The sequence below is a fragment of the Streptomyces sp. NPDC002787 genome (genome assembly GCF_053592095.1).
On record NZ_JBSFVC010000007.1, the window covers coordinates 90,025 to 109,552 of the forward strand.

The following is a 19,528-nucleotide window of genomic DNA, read 5'->3' on the forward strand; positions in this document are numbered from 1 at the left end:
CAGCGGCTCCGCATCCGCTGTCAGTGGTCGGCGCTAGCCTCTCTGGAATGTCCGCCCGTATCAGTGATCCCGAGCAGCTCAAGGAGCTCCTCGGCATCCCGTTCACCCCGGAGCAGACGGCCTGCATCATCGCGCCGCCCGCCCCGCAGGTGATCGTGGCCGGAGCCGGGTCGGGGAAGACCACGGTGATGGCGGCGCGCGTGGTGTGGCTGGTCGGCACCGGACAGGTCGCCCCCGAACAGGTGCTCGGCCTGACCTTCACCAACAAGGCGGCGGGCGAACTCGCCGAGCGCGTACGCAAGGCCCTGGTCAAGGCGGGCATCACCGATCCGGATCTGATCGACCCGGACAACCCGCCGGGCGAGCCCGTCATCTCCACCTACCACGCCTTCGCGGGCCGCCTCCTGACCGACCACGGTCTGCGCATCGGCCTGGAGCCCACCTCCCGGCTCCTGGCCGACGCCACCCGCTACCAGCTCGCCGCCAGAGTCCTCCGCGAGTCCCCCGGCCCCTATCCGGCGCTCACCCGCTCGGTCCCCGACCTGGTGAGCGACCTCCTCGCCCTCGACTCCGAGCTCGCCGAGCACCTCGTACGCCCCGAGGACCTGCGCGCGTACGACGCCGAACTGCTGCGCGAACTGGAGGGCGCCAGGCTCACCAACGCGGACCTCCGCAAGGTCCCCGAGGCGGCCGCCGCCCGGCGTGAACTCACCGAGCTGGTGGGCCGCTACCGGGCGGCCAAGCGTGAGCGGGACCTCCTCGACTTCGGCGACCAGATCGCCCTGTCCGCCGGTCTCGCCCAGCTTCCCGAAGTGGGGCGCATCCTGCGGGAGGAGTTCCGGGTGGTCCTGCTCGACGAGTACCAGGACACCTCGGTGGCCCAACGCGTCCTGCTGGCGGGCCTGTTCGGCGACGGCACGGGTCACCCCGTGACCGCGGTCGGCGACCCCTGCCAGGCCATCTACGGCTGGCGCGGCGCCTCCGTCGCCAACCTCGACGACTTCCCCGAGCACTTCGCCCACCCCGACGGCAGCCCCGCGACCCGCCAGGCGCTCAGCGAGAACCGCCGCAGCGGCGGCCGCCTCCTCGACCTCGCCAACGGCCTCGCGGAGCCCCTGCGGGCCATGCACGCCGGCGTGGAAGCACTCCGGCCCGCCCCCGGCGCCGAACGCGACGGCGTGGTCCGCTGCGCCCTGCTGAACACCCACGCCGAGGAGCTGGACTGGATCGCCGACTCGATCGCCCACCTCGTGCGCACCGGCAAGGAACCCGGCGAGATCGCGGTCCTGTGCCGCACGGCCACCGACTTCGCCGAGATCCAGGGCGTGCTCGTCGCCCGCGACATCCCGGTCGAGGTCGTCGGCCTCTCCGGGCTGCTCCACCTCCCCGAGGTCGCCGACCTCGTCGCTGTCTGCGAGGTCCTCCAGGACCCCGGCGCCAACGCCTCCCTCGTCCGCCTCCTCACCGGCCCGCGCTGGCGGATCGGCCCGCGCGACCTCGCCCTCCTCGGGCGCCGGGCCAGGCTGCTGGTGTCCCACGCGCGCGTGGACGGCGACGACGACCCGGACCGACGGCTCGCCGCAGCCGTCGAGGGCGTCGACCCCGCCGAGGTGATCTCGCTGGCCGACGCGCTTGACACGTTCCTGGAGCTGCCGCTCGAAGTCGAACGCGAGGACGACGGGCTGCCGTTCTCGCCGGACGCGCGCGTACGGTTCGCCCGCCTCGCCGCCGAACTGCGCGACCTGCGCCGCTCGCTGGCGGATCCGCTCATGGACGTCCTCCACCGGGTCCTCGCAGTCACCGGCCTGGAGGTGGAACTCTCCGCGTCCCCGCACGCGCTCGCGGCCCGCCGCCGCGAGACCCTCTCCAACTTCCTCGACATCGCCGCCTCCTTCGCCGCCAACAGCGGCGAGGCCAGCCTGCTGGCCTTCCTCGGCTTCCTGCGTACGGCCGCCCAGTACGAGAAGGGCCTCGACAACGCCCTGCCGGGCGGCGAGAACACCGTCAAGGTGCTCACCGCCCACAAGTCCAAGGGTCTGGAATGGGACGTCGTCGCCGTCCCCGGCCTGGTCACCGGCACCTTCCCGAGCACCCAGGGCCGCGAGAAGTGGACGGCCCAGGGCAAGGTCCTGCCGCACGAGCTGCGCGGCGACGCCGACACCCTCCCCGACGTCGAGGCCTGGGACGCGCGCGGCCTGAAGGCATTCCAGGAGGCCATGAAGGACCACCAGCACACCGAGGAACTCCGGCTCGGCTACGTCACGTTCACCCGCCCCCGTTCTCTCCTCCTCGGCTCCGGCCACTGGTGGGGGCCCTCGCAGAAGCGCCCGCGCGGACCGTCCGACTTCCTCACGGCCCTGTACGACCACTGCGTCGCCGGACACGGCGAGATCGAGGCATGGGCCGACGAACCCGAGGAGGAGGCCGAGAACCCCGCCCTGCACGAAGCCGCCGCCGACCACGCCTGGCCCCTCCCGCTCGACGGCACGGCCATGAAGCGCCGCCGCGCGGCCGCCGAGACCGTACTGGCCCATCTGGAGAGGGCCGTCTCGCACGAGGACACCCATCCCGGCGCCGCCGACGCCCCGGACTCCCACACCTACGACGACCCGGACTGGCCACCGCCACCGGACGACGAGGAGGTGCTCCACGAGGAGGTGCTCCACGGGGAGGACCCCTCCGACTGGGAATCCTGGTCGTCGGACCGCCCCGCGCACTCCCCGCAGGCCCCCCACGCGCGCGTGCCGCACCCCGCACAGGACGAGCGCGCGCCGGCCGTGCCGCACGCCCGCAGGCACCCCGCCGTATCAGAACTCACCCCCGAGGAGGCCCGCACCATCGCCTCCTGGGACCGTGATCTGGACGCCCTGACCGGCGAACTCCTGCGCGCCCGCGCGAAGGTCACCGACGTCCCCCTGCCGGCGTCGCTGACCGCCTCGCAACTGGTGCGCCTGGCCGCCGACCCGGACGGCTTCGCGCAGGAACTCGCCCGCCCCATGCCCCGCCCCCCACAGCCGGCGGCACGCCGCGGCACCCGCTTCCACGCCTGGGTCGAGGCACGCTTCGAAGAACTGCGGCTGCCGATGCTGGAGCCCGAGGACCTGCCCGGCAGCGAGGCCGAGATCGCCGACGAGCGGGACCTGGAGGCCCTCAAGGACGCCTTCGAACGGACCCCGTACGCGCACCGCACGCCCTACCGCGTCGAGGCGCCCTTCCAGCTCGGCATCGCCGGGCGCGTCGTACGCGGCCGTATCGACGCCGTCTACCGGGAGATCGACGCCGACGGGACGACGACATACGAGATCATCGACTGGAAGACCAGCCGCACCCGCACCGCCGATCCGCTCCAGCTCGCCCTGTACAGGCTCGCCTGGGCTGAACAGCAGGGCGTGCCCCTGGAGTCAGTCGGGGCCGCCTTCCTGTACGTCCGTACCGGGGACGTCGTACAGCCCGAGGGTCTGCCGGACCGGGACGCACTGGAGCGGCTGCTCCTGGAGGAGCCCGGCGCCGAGGGCCCGGAGCCGGACGCCGACGGGCCTGCCGCGTTCACGGACGAACCGCCGGACGAGCATGTCGGTGCGGGCCGATAGGCTCGTGAGCATGAGCCAGCCCGTTGACAGCGACGTCAGCGTCGTCCGTACATACATCCAGAACCACCGCGCCGCCTTCCTCGACGACCTCGTGGAATGGCTGCGCATCCCGTCGGTGTCGGCCCAGCCCGAGCACGCGACGGACGTACGGCGCAGCGCCGACTGGCTGGCCGCCAAGCTCAAGGAGACCGGCTTCCCCACCGCCGAGGTGTGGGAGACGCCCGGTGCCCCCGCGGTCTTCGCGCAATGGCCCTCCGAGGATCCCAGCGCCCCCACGGTCCTGGTCTACGGGCATCACGACGTGCAGCCGGCGGCGCGTGAGGACGGCTGGGACACCGAGCCGTTCGAGCCGGTGATCCGCGGCAACCGCCTCCACGCGCGTGGGGCGGCCGACGACAAGGGCCAGGTGTTCTTCCACACACTCGGCGTCCGCGCCCACCTCGCCGCCACCGGCCGCTCCGCGCCTGCCGTCCACCTGAAGATGCTGATCGAGGGCGAGGAGGAGTCCGGCTCCCCGCACTTCCGGACCCTCGTCGAGGAGCACGCCGCGCGGCTGGCGGCAGACGCGGTGGTCGTCTCCGACACCGGTATGTGGGCCGAGGACACCCCCACCGTGTGCACCGGCATGCGCGGCCTCGCCGAGTGCGAGATCCAGCTCCACGGCCCCGACCAGGACATCCACTCCGGCTCCTTCGGCGGCGCCGTACCGAATCCGGCCACCGCTGTCGCCCGCCTCGTCGCCGCCCTGCACGACGAGCACGCGCGCGTGGCGATCCCGGGCTTCTACGACGGCGTCGTCGAACTCACCGACCGCGAGCGCGAACTCTTCGCCGAACTGCCCTTCGACGAGGAGCAGTGGCTGCGCACGGCCAAGTCGACGGCGACGTACGGAGAAGCCGGACACACCACCCTGGAGCGGGTCTGGGCGCGCCCGACCGCCGAGGTCAATGGCATCGGCGGCGGCTACCAGGGCGCGGGCAGCAAGACGATCATCCCGTCCTCGGCCATGGTGAAGCTGTCCTTCCGCCTGGTCGCCGGTCAGGACCCGGACCACATCCAGAAAGCCGTCACCGCCTGGGCCGCCGAGCGGATCCCCGCCGGGATCCGGTCCGAGATCACGTTCAGCGGCTCCACCCGCCCGTGTCTGACCCCCTTGGACCACCCGGCCCTGCAGTCGGTCGTCCGGGCCATGGGCCGCGCTTTCGAGCAGCCGGTGCGCTACACACGCGAGGGGGGCTCCGGCCCCGCCGCCGACCTCCAGGAGGTCCTGGACGCGCCCGTGCTCTTCCTGGGCATCTCCGTCCCCTCGGACGGCTGGCACGCCCCCGACGAGAAGGTCGAACTGGACCTGCTCCTCAAGGGCGCCGAGACCAGCGCCCACCTCTGGGGCGAACTGGCTCAGAACTCCCGCGAGGCACACTGAAAAGGCCCCCGCGCCCCAGCGCACCCGCCCGCCGCAGGCCCCGCCGAACCGCCCGCCCAATCATCCGTTCCACCGGGGGAGTTGGAAGCACCCGTGACCACCTGGATCGACCACACCGCCGACCGACCCATCGCGCTCACCGCCCCCAGCGGCATCGACCGAGCCGCCCACCACCGGCTCGACGAGGCCTGGCTCGCCGCGGCGTGGAGCCACCCCACGACCCGCTGCTTCGTGGTCTCCGGCGGTCAGGTCCTCATCGACGAGACCTCGGACGGCACCACCGAACTCGTCATGATCCCCTCCTTCGAGGCCCCCCTCACCGAGGCGCACCGCTACTTCCTGGGCACTGACGCCGACGGTGTGAGCTATTTCGCACTCCAGAAGGACACGCTCCCCGGCCGCATGGACCAGTCCGCACGCCCGGCCGGACTGCGTGAGGCGGGCATGCTGCTGTCGCCGCGGGACACGGGCCTCATGGTGCACGCGGTCGGCCTGGAGAACTGGCAGCGCACCCACCGTTTCTGCTCCCGCTGCGGAGAGCGCACGGTCATCGCGGCGGCCGGCCACATCCGTCGCTGCCCGGCCTGCGGCGCCGAGCACTACCCGCGCACGGACCCGGCGGTGATCATGGCCGTCACGGACGACGAGGACCGCATCCTCCTCGGCCGTCAGGTCCACTGGCCCGAGGGCCGCTTCTCCACCCTCGCCGGCTTCGTGGAGCCGGGAGAGTCCATAGAGCAGTCCGTGCGCCGGGAGGTCCACGAGGAGGTCGGCATCACCGTCGGCCGGGTCGAGTACATCGCCAGCCAGCCCTGGCCCTTCCCCTCCAGCCTCATGCTCGGCTTCATGGCCCGCGCCACCTCGACCGCCGTGGACGTCGACGGCGACGAGATACACGAGGCCCGCTGGTTCTCCCGCGAAGAACTGCGGGCCGCGTTCGAGTCTGGGGAGGTGCTGCCTCCCTACGGCATCTCGATCGCGGCCCGACTGATCGAGCTCTGGTACGGCAAGCCCCTGCCGACACGAGGTCACACCGGCTAGGCCCGTCCGGCGGGTGCTACGCGCCGATCTTCTGCTTGACCTGCGCCAGCGAGGGGTTCGTGAGCGTCGAACCGTCCGGGAAGAGGACGGTGGGAACCGTCTGGTTCCCACCGTTCGCCTTCTCCACGAACGCGGCGGACTCCGGGTCGTGCTCGATGTTGATCTCGTTGTACGTGATGCCCTCGCGGTCCATCTGGCTCTTCAGCCGACGGCAGTAGCCGCACCACGTGGTGCTGTACATCGTCACAGTGCCCGCCATGTCCCTGGCGCTCCTTCACGGTTTGAGGGGTGCGTGTCGCAGTGAGTGGAACGTACGCGACAGGCCCGCCATTCCCGTACGCGGGTGGCGTCCACCACCGCCGCCGGGGCTCTCGACGCACCGTGCACGGCGGCGCCTGCCGCACCGTGCACGGCGGCGCCTGCCCACCGCGTACGGCGGCGCCTGCCCACCGCGTACGGCGGCGCCTGCCCACCGCGTACGGCGGCGCCTGCCGCATTAGTACGACTGCGAGTGCCTGCCTGTGGACAACCGGCTCAGCCGTCTCGGGCGACCTGGCAGCATGGCCATGTGACAGCAGCAACGCACTCCACCCTCTTCCCGCAGGTCCCCGACTCGGCCGACGCGGTGCTCGAAGGGCTCGACCCTGAGCAGCGCGCGGTGGCGACCGCCCTGCACGGTCCGGTGTGTGTGCTGGCGGGCGCCGGCACGGGCAAGACCAGGGCGATCACCCACCGCATCGCCTACGGGGTGCGTGCCGGGATACTCCAGCCCGCCAGCGTGCTGGCCGTCACCTTCACCAACCGTGCCGCCGGAGAGATGCGTGGACGCCTCCGCCAGCTCGGCGCCGCCGGAGTCCAGGCCCGGACCTTCCACTCGGCCGCGCTGCGCCAACTCCAGTACTTTTGGCCGAAGGCCGTCGGCGGCGGCATGCCACGCATCGTCGACCGCAAGATCCAACTCGTCGCGGACGCGGCCGCCGCCTGCCGCATCCGTCTCGATCGCAACGAACTACGGGACGCCGCCGCCGAGATCGAGTGGTCCAAGGTCACCCGGACCGTCCCCGCCGACTACGCCGCCGCGACCGCCAAGCACGGCCGCGAGGCCCCCCGCGACCCCGCCGAGATCGCCCAGATCTACACGACGTACGAGGACCTCAAACGCGAGCGGGCCGTCATCGACTTCGAGGACGTCCTCCTGCTCACGGTCGGCATCCTCCAGGACCGCCACGACATCGCAGAACAGGTCCGCTCCCAGTACCAGCACTTCGTGGTGGACGAGTACCAGGACGTCAGCCCCCTTCAACAGCGTCTGCTGGAACTGTGGCTGGGTGACCGCGACGACCTGTGCGTCGTGGGCGACGCCAGCCAGACGATCTATTCGTTCACTGGCGCAACTCCCGACCATCTGCTCGACTTCCGCCACCGTCATCCCGGGGCCACCGTCGTCAAGCTCGTCCGTGACTACCGCTCCACCCCGCAGGTCGTCCACCTCGCCAACGGACTGCTGTCCCAGGCCCGGGGCCGCGCCGCCGACCACCGCCTCGAGCTGATCTCCCAGCGCCCACCGGGGCCGGAGCCCCGCTACACCGAGTACACCGACGAGCCCGCCGAGGCCGAGGGCGCCGCCCGTCGCATCCGTGACCTCATCGCCTCCGGAGTCCCCGCGAGCGAGATCGCCATCCTCTTCCGGACGAACTCCCAGTCCGAGACCTACGAGCAGGCCCTCGCGGACGCCGGAGTGCCCTACCAACTGCGTGGCGCGGAACGATTCTTCGACCGTCCCGAGGTGCGCAAGGCGGGCGCCGCTCTGAGAGCAGCCGCCCGCTTCGGCGGCAACGACACCCTCCTGGAGGACGCCGTCGACCTTCCCTCACAGGTACGGGCCGTGCTGTCCGGAGAAGGCTGGACCGGCGAACCGCCGGCGGGCTCCGGCGCGGTCAGGGAACGGTGGGAGTCACTGGCGGCCCTGGTGAACCTCGCCCAGGACTTCGCCGCGGCCAAGCCCGACGCCACGCTCGGCGACCTGGTGGCGGAACTCGACGAGCGGGCGAACGCCCAGCACGCCCCGACCGTCCAGGGCGTCACCCTGGCCTCGCTGCACTCGGCGAAGGGTCTGGAGTGGGACGTCGTGTTCCTGGTCGGTGTCGCCGAGGGCATGATGCCGATCACCTACGCGAGGACGGACGAACAGATCGAGGAGGAGAGGCGACTCCTCTATGTGGGCGTCACCCGCGCGCGGGAACATCTCTCCGTCTCCTGGGCCCTGTCCCGATCGCCCGGCAGCCGTCCCAACCGCCGCCCCAGCCGCTTCCTCAACGGCCTCCGCCCCGGATCCACCGCCACGACGGGCCGGACCGGTGTCGGCGGGCCCGGAGGCGTCGAACTGGGCTCGTCGGGCGGTCGCTCCGGTGACTTCGCGGGCGGCGGCACCGAGACGGTCCCGCGCCGCACCAGCCGGACCCCGGCCCGCTGCCGGGTCTGCGGCCGCACCCTGCGGGACGCCGGTGACATGAAGCTGATGCGGTGCGAGGACTGCCCCTCCGACATGGACGAGGGCCTCTACGAGCGACTGCGCGAGTGGCGCGCGGTCCAGGCGCAGCGCAGCGGCCAACCGGACTTCTGTGTCTTCACCGACCGGACACTGATGGCGATCGCGGAAGCGGGGCCGAGCACTCCGGTTGAACTCGGTCGCATTCCCGGCGTCCGCGCTCGTAAGCTGCAGCGGTACGGCGCCGATGTTCTCGACATCTGCGCAGGTCGGGAGCCTGGGTGCGAGGACGAGAACGACTGATGCGAACTCGTCGAAAAAATAGTTTGCGCATGCCCCGGCAATCCCCATAGGTTCTTAGGCACGAGAGCAGCGGCCTTCTCGAAGGCCCTGGTTTCGTGATGTACTTCATATCCGTCGGATTGGTTCGCGCCGGTCCCCGTAGACGCCGAGAGGAGGCGAGTCCAGTGATCACCATCGACACCAGCTTCATCAGCCCGGTCAAAATGACCGATCGCTCGGCCGTCTCCACGTGCATGCTCGGCGTCTCGAACCTGGGTACCGGTCTGTCCGCCATCAGTGGCGGCCGTCCGGCGTCCTCCGTGTCTCTGGCGGGCCTTCCCGTCCGTGAGCGCAATGAGCGACCGACCAAGGCACTGGAAGCAGCAGTAACGGCACAGGCGCAGGCCTATGCCTTTGCGGCGGCCGGTGCCGGATTCCGGAAGCAGACGACGCAGCACCACCTGATGTGGGCCTTCCGTGGGCCTGAACCCTGGAGTGATCCAGCCTGATCCGATCAGGCCGGCGCCTTCAGGGCCGCGGAACCCCACCCGGGATCCGCGGCCCTTCTGTTTGTCCCCGACCGGGGACTGCAGAGCGAAGGGGCCTCGGGACAAGAAAAGAACCCGGTACCAGCCGCCCCCGGCCAACAGGCCGGAACGACCAGACGAGGAAGACGAACCGTGCAACTCGAAGCGCACGCCCCGTCCGTACCGCCTTCCGAAACGATCCCCCCGCCCGGCCTCACGGAGGACTCCACCTTGACCCCGCTCACCGCGCTCACCGCGCTCGACGACGCCATCGAGAACCTCGGCGTACCCGTCCCCTGCCGCTCCTACGACCCGGAGGTCTTCTTCGCCGAGTCGCCGGCCGACGTCGAGTACGCCAAGTCCCTCTGCCGCACCTGCCCGCTGATCGAGGCCTGCCTCGCCGGCGCCAAGGAGCGGCGTGAGCCCTGGGGCGTCTGGGGTGGCGAGCTCTTCGTCCAGGGTGTCGTCGTTGCCCGCAAGCGGCCTCGTGGTCGCCCGCGCAAGAACCCGGTCACGGCATGAACATCACCGGAACGATCGACCGCCCCCTCACGCACGACCCCAAGAAGCAGGCCCCGATGAAGCCGTCCACGAGCGAGCCCGCCGGCTCCGTGACCCCAGACTTCACCACCACCGACGCGAACGCCTCGCGTCAGAACAGGACCCGAGAAATGCATCTCATGCCAGAAGCCCTGGCTCGTGCGCATATGCACGAGCGCCTGCACCAGGCGGAGCAGGAGCGCCGGGCCATGCGCCTGGCGGTCGCCCGCCGGATGCAGCGCCGAGCCGAGCGCGCCTCGATGCGCGCCCGCCGTGCGCTCGCCTTGGCGGTCATGCAGTAGCCGCCACGCGGCAACCGGCATGAACCAGCCTGGACAGGCACGTCAGAACCACCCGTAGCAGTGGCTCCCCGCGGGGGCCGGTCCGAACGGACCGGCCCCCGCGGTGCGTTGTGACCACGGATCCGCCGACCGCGGCGATATCGTCGCCGAGTGACGAGTCTTTTTGGGGACAGCGACAACAGCGGCCGCGCCGCGCAGCCCCGGACTCTCGTGTGCGCCCGCTGCGGGACCACCGCCGAAGCCCCCCAGCCCCTGTGGGCCTGCTCCCTGGAGAACGGCGGACGGTACTACTTCTGCGAGACCTGCGCCCGAGAGAACCTGAGAGCTATCGAGAGCCGACTGGACTCGGCCTGGTGGTGAGCTCTTCCGAGTCGCGCACCCACTCACGCCTCCGCGGCTGAGTCGCCCTCCTCCTCTTCGGACACGAACCCCGGCAGCCACTCCTCCAGTTCGTCGCGCATACGGACCGTCGCGCCGAGTTGGCAGAGCACACCGATGGTGCTCAAGGTCACCCGGTGGATGAGGAGGTACGACGGAGGCAGGTTCAGCTGCTTGCCCAGTTGGTGGGCGGGGGAGCGCGGGTCGGCTATGCGGGCCGCCTGGCTGCGCATCCAGCCACGGGTGAAGACGAACTCGTCCGCCCGGGCCGGCTCGATGATCGGGACCAGATAGTCGAGAACCGCGTCCGGGTCCAGGTCTATCGACTCCTTCACAAAGCCTTCCGTGCGGAGCATCTCGTAGACCGCCTCGGCGTCTCCCGCGATGGTCAGCCGCAGCGCCTCACCGATGGGGGCCGGCAGGCCGCCCGGCAGACGGTCCACCGTCCCGAAGTCGAGGACGCCGAGACGCCAGCCGCGCTTCTCGTCCGGCAGGAGGCGGAAGTTGCCCGGGTGAGGGTCGGCGTGCAGGAGGCCGGTGCGGGCCGGGCCCGAGAAGAGGAAGCGGGTCAGCAGCTGGCCCGCCCGGTCGCGCTGCTCCTGGGAACCGTCGGTGATCACCTCCGAGAGGGGTGTGCCGTCCATCCACTCCGTCACCAGCACCTGCTCGCACTGGTGGACCACAGCCGGGACCACGACGTCGGGGTCGTCCGCGAACTCCTCCGCGTGCGCCTGCTGCGCCTGGGCCTCCAGGCCGTAGTCGAGCTCTTCGGAGACCCGGTCCCGCAACTCCGCGATGAGCGGCTTGATGTCCATGCCGGGGATCATCGGGCCCAGAAGTCGGGCGAACCGGCTCAGTTGACCGAGATCGGAGAGGAGAGCCTCGCCCGCGCCCGGGTACTGCACCTTGACGGCGACCGCACGGCCGTCGTGCCACACCGCACGGTGCACCTGGCCGATCGAGGCCGCGGCAGCTGGCTTGTCCTCGAACTCCAGGAACAGCTCCTGCCAGTCCGGCCCGATGCGCTCCTCCAGCACGGAGTGCACCGTGCGGGTCGGCATCGGCGGCGCCGCGTCCTGGAGCTTCGTGAGCGCCGCCCGGTAGGGACCCGCGACCTCCTCGGGGAGCGCCGACTCGAACACGGACAGGGCCTGCCCGAACTTCATCGCGCCGCCCTTCAGCTCGCCCAGGACCTTGAACAACTGCTCCGCCGTGCGCTGCTGGAGTTCGCGGCCCACGAGGTCCGCCGACTCTCCGACGATTCGCTTGCCGAGTCCCCAGGTGGCCCGGCCTGCGATGCCGAGCGGAAGCGCGGCGAGCTTGGCGGTCCGGGTGACCGCCTTCCGGGGAAGATCAGACATGCGCCCTCCAAGTCCCAGCAGGCCGTGCCGCGTGTGCCTTGCGGGACAACCTCGTTGACCGCTGATGCCCCGCCATTGTCTCGCGCGCCTCCCCGTCCTTTGATGTGTGTTCCCCGTTACGTTTCCCGGCGGCACCTTTCTCAGTGGCCGCGCAGGGACATGCAGGATGCGGCCACACCGGGCGTGGATGCCAGTCGAGCCCCGGTGCCGAGACCTCCCACCGGGCGCCCGCGCTGGACGGCACATGCCCGTCGAGAAAGGCGAGCGCATGTCCAGCGGCCAGCCCGGCGACCGTCGTGGCCAGGGCCAGATCGCATGCCTCGGCCTGCCGCGATCGACCGGACCGCCACTGGGTGACCATCCGCGGCCAGCTCTCGTCGCGGTCGGTACGGCTCTGGTCGAGACAGCCCGCACAGCCCGTCTCACCGGGCAGAACCAAAGGACCGACCACGCCCGTCCCTTCCACCACACCGGCATAGAGATGGGGGGTGCCGGAGGCGATCAGTGGTTCGGCGGCCGAGGGCTTGGGGGCGTGGACATCGACCCCGTCGCGGGGAGCGATGACCACCAGTGAGAAGCCGGGCTCCTCGCGGAGGCGGTTCGTCAGCATGTCCTCGGACGGGTCCACGGGCGGCCGGGGGCCCCGGCGACGCCGAGGCGGGCGATCGGGTGCCGCGTGGCGAGCGGCCCGGCGCGCTGCCATGTCCCGGCGCTCGCCGATCGACTCGGCCGGCAGACCGCCTGGCGTCACGTCCCCTGGCTCGACCCGACCGACGTCGCGCACGTCGACCTCGCCGACACCGGCCCCCGACAGCAGGGAGGCCAGCACCGCTCCCACCCGCCCCGCACCCCGTACCTGCACGCTCAGCGACCGGCGGGCGGCCAGACGCTTCATGGCATCGCCCGGGCCGGGCGCGACCAGAGAGAGCGCGGCGACGTCGGGACGTAACCGGTCCAGGACCTCGGGTTTGCGCCGTAGTTCGTCAGCTCCCGGGCCCCCGCCCGTCGCGTCGTCCAGCAGGCCGGACCGGGCCAGCCGGTCCACCAGCCCGTCCACATGACCGTCTGGCAGGCCCATGCGGCGCCCCTCGTCACGCAGGAGCGGCAACCCGCGGGTGCCGTCGAGCAGCGCGAGGAAACTGCCTGTCGCCGTGTCCATCGGGCCCAGCACCATGGCGTGCGCCGGCGCCAGACCGAACTGCACGGTGTTGAGATCCCGCCAGCCGCGCCGGAGCGCGGGCTTCACCATCGGATGCATGATCGGCCCCCCGTAGCCAGAGATAGGTCCCCGTATGCCGACGGTGCGGGTGCATGGTCCGCCGACGAGTGCCAGCATGCACGGACCGCGACGACACGTGTCGAGAGTTGTCCACAGGTGACGGCATTCGTCGTACAAATCAGGCGCTCGGAGTGCGGATCGATATCGAACCGTCCCGGAGGCGGGACTTCCCCCGTGTGCAGCGGGTAACGTCGGGGCGTGCCCGCCGACCCACTGCACCGCGCCGGAAAGCCACAGCGCAGCACGACGAGTCCGCCGCCGAGCGGTTCGGGGGCGAGCGCGATCGAGGTCCGCAGGAGCGCGCGACGGCGCAGAACGGTCTCCGCGTACCGCGAGGGCGATCGCACCGTCGTGCTCATCCCCGCTCGGATGTCCGAGGCGGAGGAGCAGCGCTGGGTGACCGTCATGCTCGACAAACTGGCCGCACAGGAAAGTAAACGGCTCCTCGGCGACGCCGAGCTGGCGGACCGCGCCGCCCGACTCTCCGATCAGTACTTCGGAGGCCGCGCCCGGCCCGCCTCGGTCCGCTGGGTCACCAACCAGAACACCCGATGGGGCTCGTGCACCCCCGCCGAGGGCAGCATCCGCCTCTCGCACCGGCTGCAGGGCATGCCCGAGTACGTCGTCGACTACGTCCTCCTCCACGAACTCGCACACCTGCTCGTACCAGGTCATGGCCCCCGCTTCTGGCAGCTGCTGGAGGCCTATCCGCGCACCGAGCGCGCTCGTGGCTACCTCGAAGGGGTGGTCGCCGCCGATCGGCTGCCGCATCTGCCGGTCGCGCGCGACCAGTGAGATCGCCGTACGGCCGGCCCTCGGCGGACGAGTCGCGACCTGCGACCCGAAGACGAGTGACGCGCATCGGGCGCTTCGCGCGCGTGGGCGCGATTTGAGCGGGCGTCTCACGCGCGTGTGTACGCGTTTGTGGGACAGGTGACCGAAGTCGCGCTTTTGTACCGGCTCTGTACCAGCCTCGTACGCCTCAGGACTTTGCGGTTAGCCTGGCGCGACGCACTCGCAGGCGCACTCACTTTCGGGATGGGGGACGGTCGTTACGCATGGCCAGGCAATTCCAACGCGGCCACAAGGCCAAGATCAGTGACCTCACCGCGGGTACGGATCTGTACGTGGGTGTACAGATCTCCGCCCCCGGGCTGACCTTCGACATCAGCTGCTTCGGTCTGGACGCCGACGAACGGCTCTCGGACGACCGCTACTTCGTCTTCTTCAACCAGCCGAAGACCCCTGAGGAGTCGATCCAGCTCCTGGGGGCCCAGTCGGGCGACGCCGAGTCCTTCCGCGTCACCCTCGACAAGATCCCGCCGCAGATCCAGAAGCTGTCCTTCACGGCGACGATCGACGGCAACGGGCAGATGTCGCAGATCGCCCCCGGCTACATCCGTATCGTCGCGGGCGGCGAGGAAGTGGCCCGATACCCCTTCGACGGCTCGGAGTTCTCCACCGAGCGCGCCGTGATGCTGGGCGACTTCTACCTGAAGGACGTATGGCGGTTCGCGGCCGTCGGACAGGGATTCGACGGCGGCCTCGACGCGCTGCTGAAGAACTTCGGTGGCGAGGTCGCCGAGGAGGAGCCCGCCGCGCCGCAGCAGCCGCAGGCCGACGCCGAGCCCGGTTTCGCCCCACCCGCGTTCGGCGCCCCGACCGCCCCGGCCCCGGCGCCCGCTCCGGGGTTCACGCCCCCCGCGCCCTCCCCCTCCGTGCACGCCGCGCCGACCATCGCCGCGCCCCTGAACACACCGCCCGGTGGCACCGTCCCGCCCCCGGCCCCGCCGCAGGGCGGGCCCTTCACTCCGCCCGGCGCCCCCCCGCAGGGCGGGCCCTTCACGCCTCCTGGTGCCGCGCCCCAGGGCGGACCGTTCACGCCCCCCGGCGCCCCCGTGGCCTTCCCGGGGCAGGCGCAGCCCTTCGGTGGCGGTACGCAGCTCGCGCCCGTACCTCCGGAGGCGGGGCTGCGGGTCGTCCTGACGAAGTACTCCGAGGCCCCCGTCGGGGACCGCTGGACCGAGCAGAACCCGCAGATGGTGCGGGCGACGCTCACCAAGGGTGCCAACATCCTCGCCAAGCAGGGCAGCATGGTCGCCTACCAGGGCGACATCGACTTCGCCCACAAGGGTTCCGGCCTGCTCGGCAAGTTGACGGGCCAGCTCACCGGCCAGGGCATGGCCCTGATGCGCTGTTCCGGAGACGGTGAGGTGTTCCTCGCCGACGAGGGCAGCCACCTCTTCGTCATCCGCCTGGAGAACGAGCAGCTCTACACGAGCGCGCGCGGCGTCCTCGCCTTCGACGAGGCGCTGGACACCGAGATCCGCCGTATCGAGGGCGCGGGCCTGCCCGGCGGTGGTCTGTTCAGCATGCTCTTCTCCGGCACGGGAGCGGTCGTCGTCAAGACACGCGGTGTTCCCGTCGTCCTGCCCGTCGGCCCGGCCACCTACGTCGACGGCAACGCCGTCATCGCCTGGTCCGCCGGCGCGCAGGCCGTCACCACCACCTCGCTCAGGCTGCGCCGTTCCGGGTACGCCCGGCAGACCCAGGAGGCCGTGAACCTCCAGTTCCGCGGTGCTCCCGGCAACTTCGTCGTCGTCCAGCCCTTCGAGGTGTGAGGCAGAGCATGGACCTCCAGACACTCAACGCGCACCGCTCCACGTCCACCGGCGTTCGTATGAGCGTGCACAGCTCCAAGACGCTCAAGGTCACCATGGTCACCGGCCAGGACCTCCTGGCCAAGGCCGGTTCGATGATCGCGTACGACGGCTACGTACAGTTCGACGGCCCGCCCGCCACACTGCGCCGAAGCGCCGAGGAGATGGTCACCGGCGAAGGCGGCAAGCTGATGATGTGCCGGGGCGACGGGGAGCTCTACCTCGCCGACTACGGCGGCGACGTCCTCATCCTCCACCTGAACAACGAGGCGCTGTCCGTCAACGGTCCCACCCTGCTCGCCTGCGACGCCTCCCTCCAGCTCACCATCGAGCCGGTCAAGGGACTCGCCAAGCTCTCCGGCTCGGGTCTCACCAACCTCGTGATCCGGGGCACCGGATGGGTCGCCCTGGTCAGCCGGGGCGTGCCGATCTCCCTGGACTGTGCCGAACGGGAGACCTATGTCGACCCGGACGCGCTGATCGCCTGGACCGACGGCCTCGACATGAAGGCCCGCCGCACCATCAAGGCCGGCGCGCTCATCGGCCGGGGCAGCGGAGAGGCCTTCCAGATCGGCTTCAAGGGACGGGGCTTCGTGGTCGTCCAACCCAGCGAGGACACCGGCGACCGTTTCAAGATCCGTGGCTGACCGGGGCTGAGAGGAGAACAGCACACCATGCACAGCACACTCTTCGCGCACATCCCGGTGAACCACACCGAGCGCTACACACTGCAGAACCCACAGCTGCTCAAGACCGACGTCACCATCGGCAGCAGCCCCGTCCTGGCCCGCCAGGGCGCCATGGTCGCCTTCGAGGGGCAGGTCGAGTTCGACAGCCAGTACCGCAACCGCAGCTGGCGCAACGCCGAGCGGATGACCGGTGAGCGGCTCGAACTCATGCGCTGCAAGGGCAACGGGATCGTCTATCTCGCCAACTTCGCGCAGTACCTGCACATCATGGAGGTCGGCCGCGGCATCACCGTCGACTCCTCCGCAGTCCTCGCCTTCGACGGCTCCCTCAACGTCGGCATCGTCGCCGTGGACAGCGCCGTCGAGGTGGCCTCGGCCGGGGCGTACAACCTGGAGCTGTCCGGCGGCGGCAAGGTCGTCCTGATGACCTCCGGTGAGCCGCTGGCCCTCGAAGTGACGCCCCAGAAGAACATCTGCGTCGACTCGGACGCCGTCATCGCCTGGTCCACGTCGCTGCGCACGCAGCTCCAGGCGCCGACCTCCACCTCCGCCGTGTGGCGCCGCAGGGGCTCCACCGGTGAGGGCTGGGAGATGCACTTCTCCGGCGAGGGCCACGTCCTGGTCCAGCCGAGTGAACTTCTGCCGCCGCAGCATCTGCGTACGTCCGGAGTGCTCGGCCAGTTCGGCATGGGCGCGGGCGGGCTGAGCGGAAACTCCCTCGGGGGCAGCCGCAACTGATCAGCAGGGAATGTGTAAGGGGCGTCCGCCCTTGCGGACGCCCCTTACGGCGTCTGTCCCCCCGGCGGGGGCCTTCCCCAGCTCGTCGGCCCCATACCGATCGCCCGCCGACTCCACACGGAAGAGCGAGGTCAGAGCCGCGCCCGCGTGGCCTCCAGCAGGCGTACGACCGAATCGTCGGCGACGGTCGCGACCTCGTCGTACGGGAACCAGCGCAGGTCGAGGGACTCGTCGCTGATCGCCTCGACGGCCCCGGACGGCGCGAGGGCCGCGTACTGGACGTCCAGGTGCCAGGCGCACGGGGTGTGGTGGCGGTCGAGACGGACCGGGCCGCCCGGCATCAGTGTCAGGCCGGTGATGCCGGACTCCTCCGTCGCCTCGCGCAGGGCGGAGCCCGCCAGGGTGGTGTCCTCGGGCTCGCAGTGGCCGCCCATCTGGAGCCACATGCGCATCTTCTTGTGGAGGGTGAGCAGCACCTGCCCGCGCTCGGGGTCGATCACCAGGCCGCTCGCCGTGATGTGCCCGGCGTCGCACGCCTTCCACAGTCCGTCCGGGTGGGCCGCCAGGTGGTCGAGGTACGCCTGGCGCAGCTCGGCCTGGTCCTCGTAGCTCTTCAGTACGAGGACCGCGTCGTCGTGCAGGCTCACTCGGTGTCGTCGTCCTTCTTCTCCGGGTCCGGCTTCTCGGTGGGCCCGTTCGCGGCCTCGCCGAGCATCTTGTCCAGCTCGGAGAAGTCCAGCTGCTCGCGGTGGACGAAGCCGTCCGGGTCGTCCAGGTCGGAGGCGGTGGGCAGCATGTCGGGGTGGGCCCACAGGCCGTCACGGCCGTCGACACCGCGCGCGTCCGTCAGGGACGCCCACAGACGGGACGCGTCACGCAGGCGGCGGGGGCGCAGCTCCAGGCCGATGAGCGTGGCGAACGTCTGCTCGGCCGGGCCACCGGTGGCGCGGCGGCGGCGCAGGGTCTCGCGCAGGGCGTCGGCGGACGTCAGGCGCGGCTTCGCGGCGGCGTGCACCACCGCGTCCACCCAGCCTTCCACCAGCGCCAGAGCCGTCTCCAGACGGGCCAGGGCGGCCTTCTGCTCCGGGGTGTCCTCCGGCTGGAACATGCCCTGCTGGAGTGCCTGCTGCAGCTCCTCGGGGTTCTGCGGGTCGAACTGGCCGACCACGTCCTCCAGCTTGGCCGTGTCGACCTTGATCCCGCGCGCGTAACCCTCGACCGCGCCGAACAGGTGCGAGCGCAGCCAGGGCACATGGGCGAAGAGACGCTGGTGGGCGGCCTCGCGCAGGGCCAGGTAGAGCCGCACCTCGTCCTTGCCGACGCCCAGGTCCTTGCCGAACGCCTGCACGTTGATCGGCAGCAGCGCGGCCTTGCCGGCCGGGCCGAGCGGCAGGCCGACGTCGGTGGAGCCGACCACCTCGCCCGCGAGCACGCCCACGGCCTGCCCGATCTGCTGGCCGAACATGGCGCCGCCCATCGACTTCATCATGCCGATCAGCGGGCCGGCCATGGCCTGCATCTCCTCCGGCAGGATGTCGCCCATGGCGCCGCCGACACGCTCGGCCACCGGGTCGACGAGCTCCTTCCAGGCGGGCAGGGTGGCCTCCACCCACTCCGCGCGGCTCCACGCCACGGCGGAGCCCGCGCCGGACGGCAGGGACGTCGCGTCGTCCAGCCACAGATCGGCCAGGCGGACGGCCTCCTCGACCGCGGTGCGCTCGGCGGGGCCGACACTCGCGTCCTTCGTGCCGTCGGCGGTCCCCTGGGAGACCGTCTGGCGGGCGATCTGCTTGGCCATGTCCCAGTTCACCGGGCCACCCTCGTACGAGAGCATCTGGCCCAGCTGCTGGAAGGCGGCGCCCAGGTCGGTGGGGTTCATGGAACCGAACATCGCGGCGAACGGATTGTCGGCGCCGGAGCCGCCGGCCCCGGGGAACCCGAAGCCGAACGGGTTGGCCGGTCCCTGACCACCACCGCTCTGCTGGTCCTTCTTCTTGCCCTCGTCGCCGTCGTCCGGCTCCTCCGGCGGAAGGCCGAATCCGAATGGGGTGTCACTCACGGGATTCCTCGGCTGATAGGGCCATCGGTTTTCTCCGACGGCACGGCTGCCCGAACACCACCCAGCGTAGACACCAAGGCGCGTTCGGGCCTCGGTGCTCCGCCGACCGTAGGCCTGCGGCAGGATGGATGCCACCTGGTACGTACGCGTCACCCGCGTTCGTACTGAAGA

Annotated in this window: 17 protein-coding genes; 12 read left to right on the forward strand and 5 right to left on the reverse strand. The window is 71.0% G+C overall.

Going from position 1 to position 19,528, the window contains the following annotated elements; all coding sequences use genetic code 11:
- Nucleotides 1-47: 47 nt before the first annotated feature.
- The 3 genes from ACWD26_RS11645 (at nt 48) to nudC (ending at nt 6,054) form a co-directional block, all read left to right on the forward strand.
- Nucleotides 48-3,590, forward strand: coding sequence for a UvrD-helicase domain-containing protein (locus ACWD26_RS11645; protein ID WP_451268730.1), 3,543 nt, complete (start codon nt 48-50; stop codon nt 3,588-3,590).
- 10 nt (nt 3,591-3,600) lie between these two features.
- Nucleotides 3,601-5,013: a dipeptidase gene (locus ACWD26_RS11650; RefSeq protein ID WP_451268732.1), complete on the forward strand. Its 1,413-nt coding sequence runs from the start codon at nt 3,601-3,603 to the stop codon at nt 5,011-5,013.
- Between the two features lie 93 nt (nt 5,014-5,106).
- Nucleotides 5,107-6,054: an NAD(+) diphosphatase gene (gene nudC, locus ACWD26_RS11655; protein ID WP_451268734.1), complete on the forward strand. Its 948-nt coding sequence runs from the start codon at nt 5,107-5,109 to the stop codon at nt 6,052-6,054.
- A gap of 16 nt (nt 6,055-6,070) precedes the next feature.
- On the opposite strand, the gene ACWD26_RS11660 is transcribed toward nudC, so the two are convergent.
- On the reverse strand, nt 6,071-6,313 hold the full coding sequence (locus ACWD26_RS11660; protein WP_257540862.1) for a mycoredoxin: 243 nt from the start codon (nt 6,311-6,313) through the stop codon (nt 6,071-6,073).
- A 252-nt stretch (nt 6,314-6,565) separates the two neighbouring features.
- On the opposite strand from ACWD26_RS11660, the gene ACWD26_RS11665 reads away from it, so the two are divergent.
- From ACWD26_RS11665 to ACWD26_RS11685, 5 genes are all read left to right on the forward strand, one after another.
- Complete coding sequence (locus tag ACWD26_RS11665) at nt 6,566-8,845, forward strand: ATP-dependent DNA helicase UvrD2 (protein ID WP_451269126.1); 2,280 nt, start codon at nt 6,566-6,568, stop codon at nt 8,843-8,845.
- Nucleotides 8,846-9,009: 164 nt separating this feature from the next.
- Nucleotides 9,010-9,333, forward strand: a complete 324-nt coding sequence (locus ACWD26_RS11670; protein WP_451268737.1) for a hypothetical protein — start codon at nt 9,010-9,012, stop codon at nt 9,331-9,333.
- Nucleotides 9,334-9,504: 171 nt separating this feature from the next.
- Entirely contained in the window at nt 9,505-9,873 is a 369-nt protein-coding gene (locus tag ACWD26_RS11675; RefSeq protein WP_019072119.1) for a WhiB family transcriptional regulator, read from the forward strand.
- Nucleotides 9,870-10,193 (forward strand): hypothetical protein, encoded by a 324-nt coding sequence (locus ACWD26_RS11680; RefSeq protein ID WP_451268739.1) that lies wholly within the window; start codon nt 9,870-9,872, stop codon nt 10,191-10,193. Before ACWD26_RS11675 ends, ACWD26_RS11680 begins: the two co-directional genes overlap by 4 nt.
- Nucleotides 10,194-10,343: 150 nt before the next feature.
- Nucleotides 10,344-10,553 (forward strand): hypothetical protein, encoded by a 210-nt coding sequence (locus tag ACWD26_RS11685; protein WP_451268741.1) that lies wholly within the window; start codon nt 10,344-10,346, stop codon nt 10,551-10,553.
- A 23-nt stretch (nt 10,554-10,576) separates the two neighbouring features.
- On the opposite strand, the gene ACWD26_RS11690 is transcribed toward ACWD26_RS11685, so the two are convergent.
- Together ACWD26_RS11690 and ACWD26_RS11695 are read right to left on the reverse strand one after the other, a co-directional pair.
- Nucleotides 10,577-11,932: an ABC1 kinase family protein gene (locus tag ACWD26_RS11690; RefSeq protein WP_451268743.1), complete on the reverse strand. Its 1,356-nt coding sequence runs from the start codon at nt 11,930-11,932 to the stop codon at nt 10,577-10,579.
- The gene (locus ACWD26_RS11695) at nt 11,925-13,190 is read right to left on the reverse strand and encodes a TOMM precursor leader peptide-binding protein (RefSeq protein WP_451268745.1); all 1,266 of its coding nucleotides are present in this window, start codon (nt 13,188-13,190) and stop codon (nt 11,925-11,927) included. The genes ACWD26_RS11690 and ACWD26_RS11695 overlap by 8 nt, the downstream gene beginning before the upstream one ends.
- A gap of 219 nt (nt 13,191-13,409) precedes the next feature.
- Here ACWD26_RS11695 and ACWD26_RS11700 point away from each other — a divergent pair, with 219 nt between their 5' ends.
- The 4 genes from ACWD26_RS11700 to ACWD26_RS11715 all read left to right on the forward strand — a co-directional run bounded on the left by ACWD26_RS11700 (nt 13,410) and on the right by ACWD26_RS11715 (nt 17,298).
- Nucleotides 13,410-14,006, forward strand: a complete 597-nt coding sequence (locus ACWD26_RS11700; RefSeq protein ID WP_451268747.1) for a M48 metallopeptidase family protein — start codon at nt 13,410-13,412, stop codon at nt 14,004-14,006.
- Nucleotides 14,007-14,269: 263 nt separating this feature from the next.
- Nucleotides 14,270-15,832: a TerD family protein gene (locus ACWD26_RS11705; RefSeq protein ID WP_451268749.1), complete on the forward strand. Its 1,563-nt coding sequence runs from the start codon at nt 14,270-14,272 to the stop codon at nt 15,830-15,832.
- Between the two features lie 8 nt (nt 15,833-15,840).
- Nucleotides 15,841-16,518, forward strand: a complete 678-nt coding sequence (locus ACWD26_RS11710) for an AIM24 family protein (RefSeq protein WP_451268751.1) — start codon at nt 15,841-15,843, stop codon at nt 16,516-16,518.
- Nucleotides 16,519-16,545: 27 nt separating this feature from the next.
- Complete coding sequence (locus ACWD26_RS11715; protein ID WP_451268753.1) at nt 16,546-17,298, forward strand: AIM24 family protein; 753 nt, start codon at nt 16,546-16,548, stop codon at nt 17,296-17,298.
- A gap of 131 nt (nt 17,299-17,429) precedes the next feature.
- On the opposite strand, the gene ACWD26_RS11720 is transcribed toward ACWD26_RS11715, so the two are convergent.
- Entirely contained in the window at nt 17,430-17,945 is a 516-nt protein-coding gene (locus tag ACWD26_RS11720) for an NUDIX hydrolase (protein WP_451268755.1), read from the reverse strand.
- On the reverse strand, nt 17,942-19,357 hold the full coding sequence (locus ACWD26_RS11725) for a zinc-dependent metalloprotease (protein WP_451268757.1): 1,416 nt from the start codon (nt 19,355-19,357) through the stop codon (nt 17,942-17,944). The genes ACWD26_RS11720 and ACWD26_RS11725 overlap by 4 nt, the downstream gene beginning before the upstream one ends.
- Between the last annotated feature and the right edge of the window lie 171 nt (nt 19,358-19,528).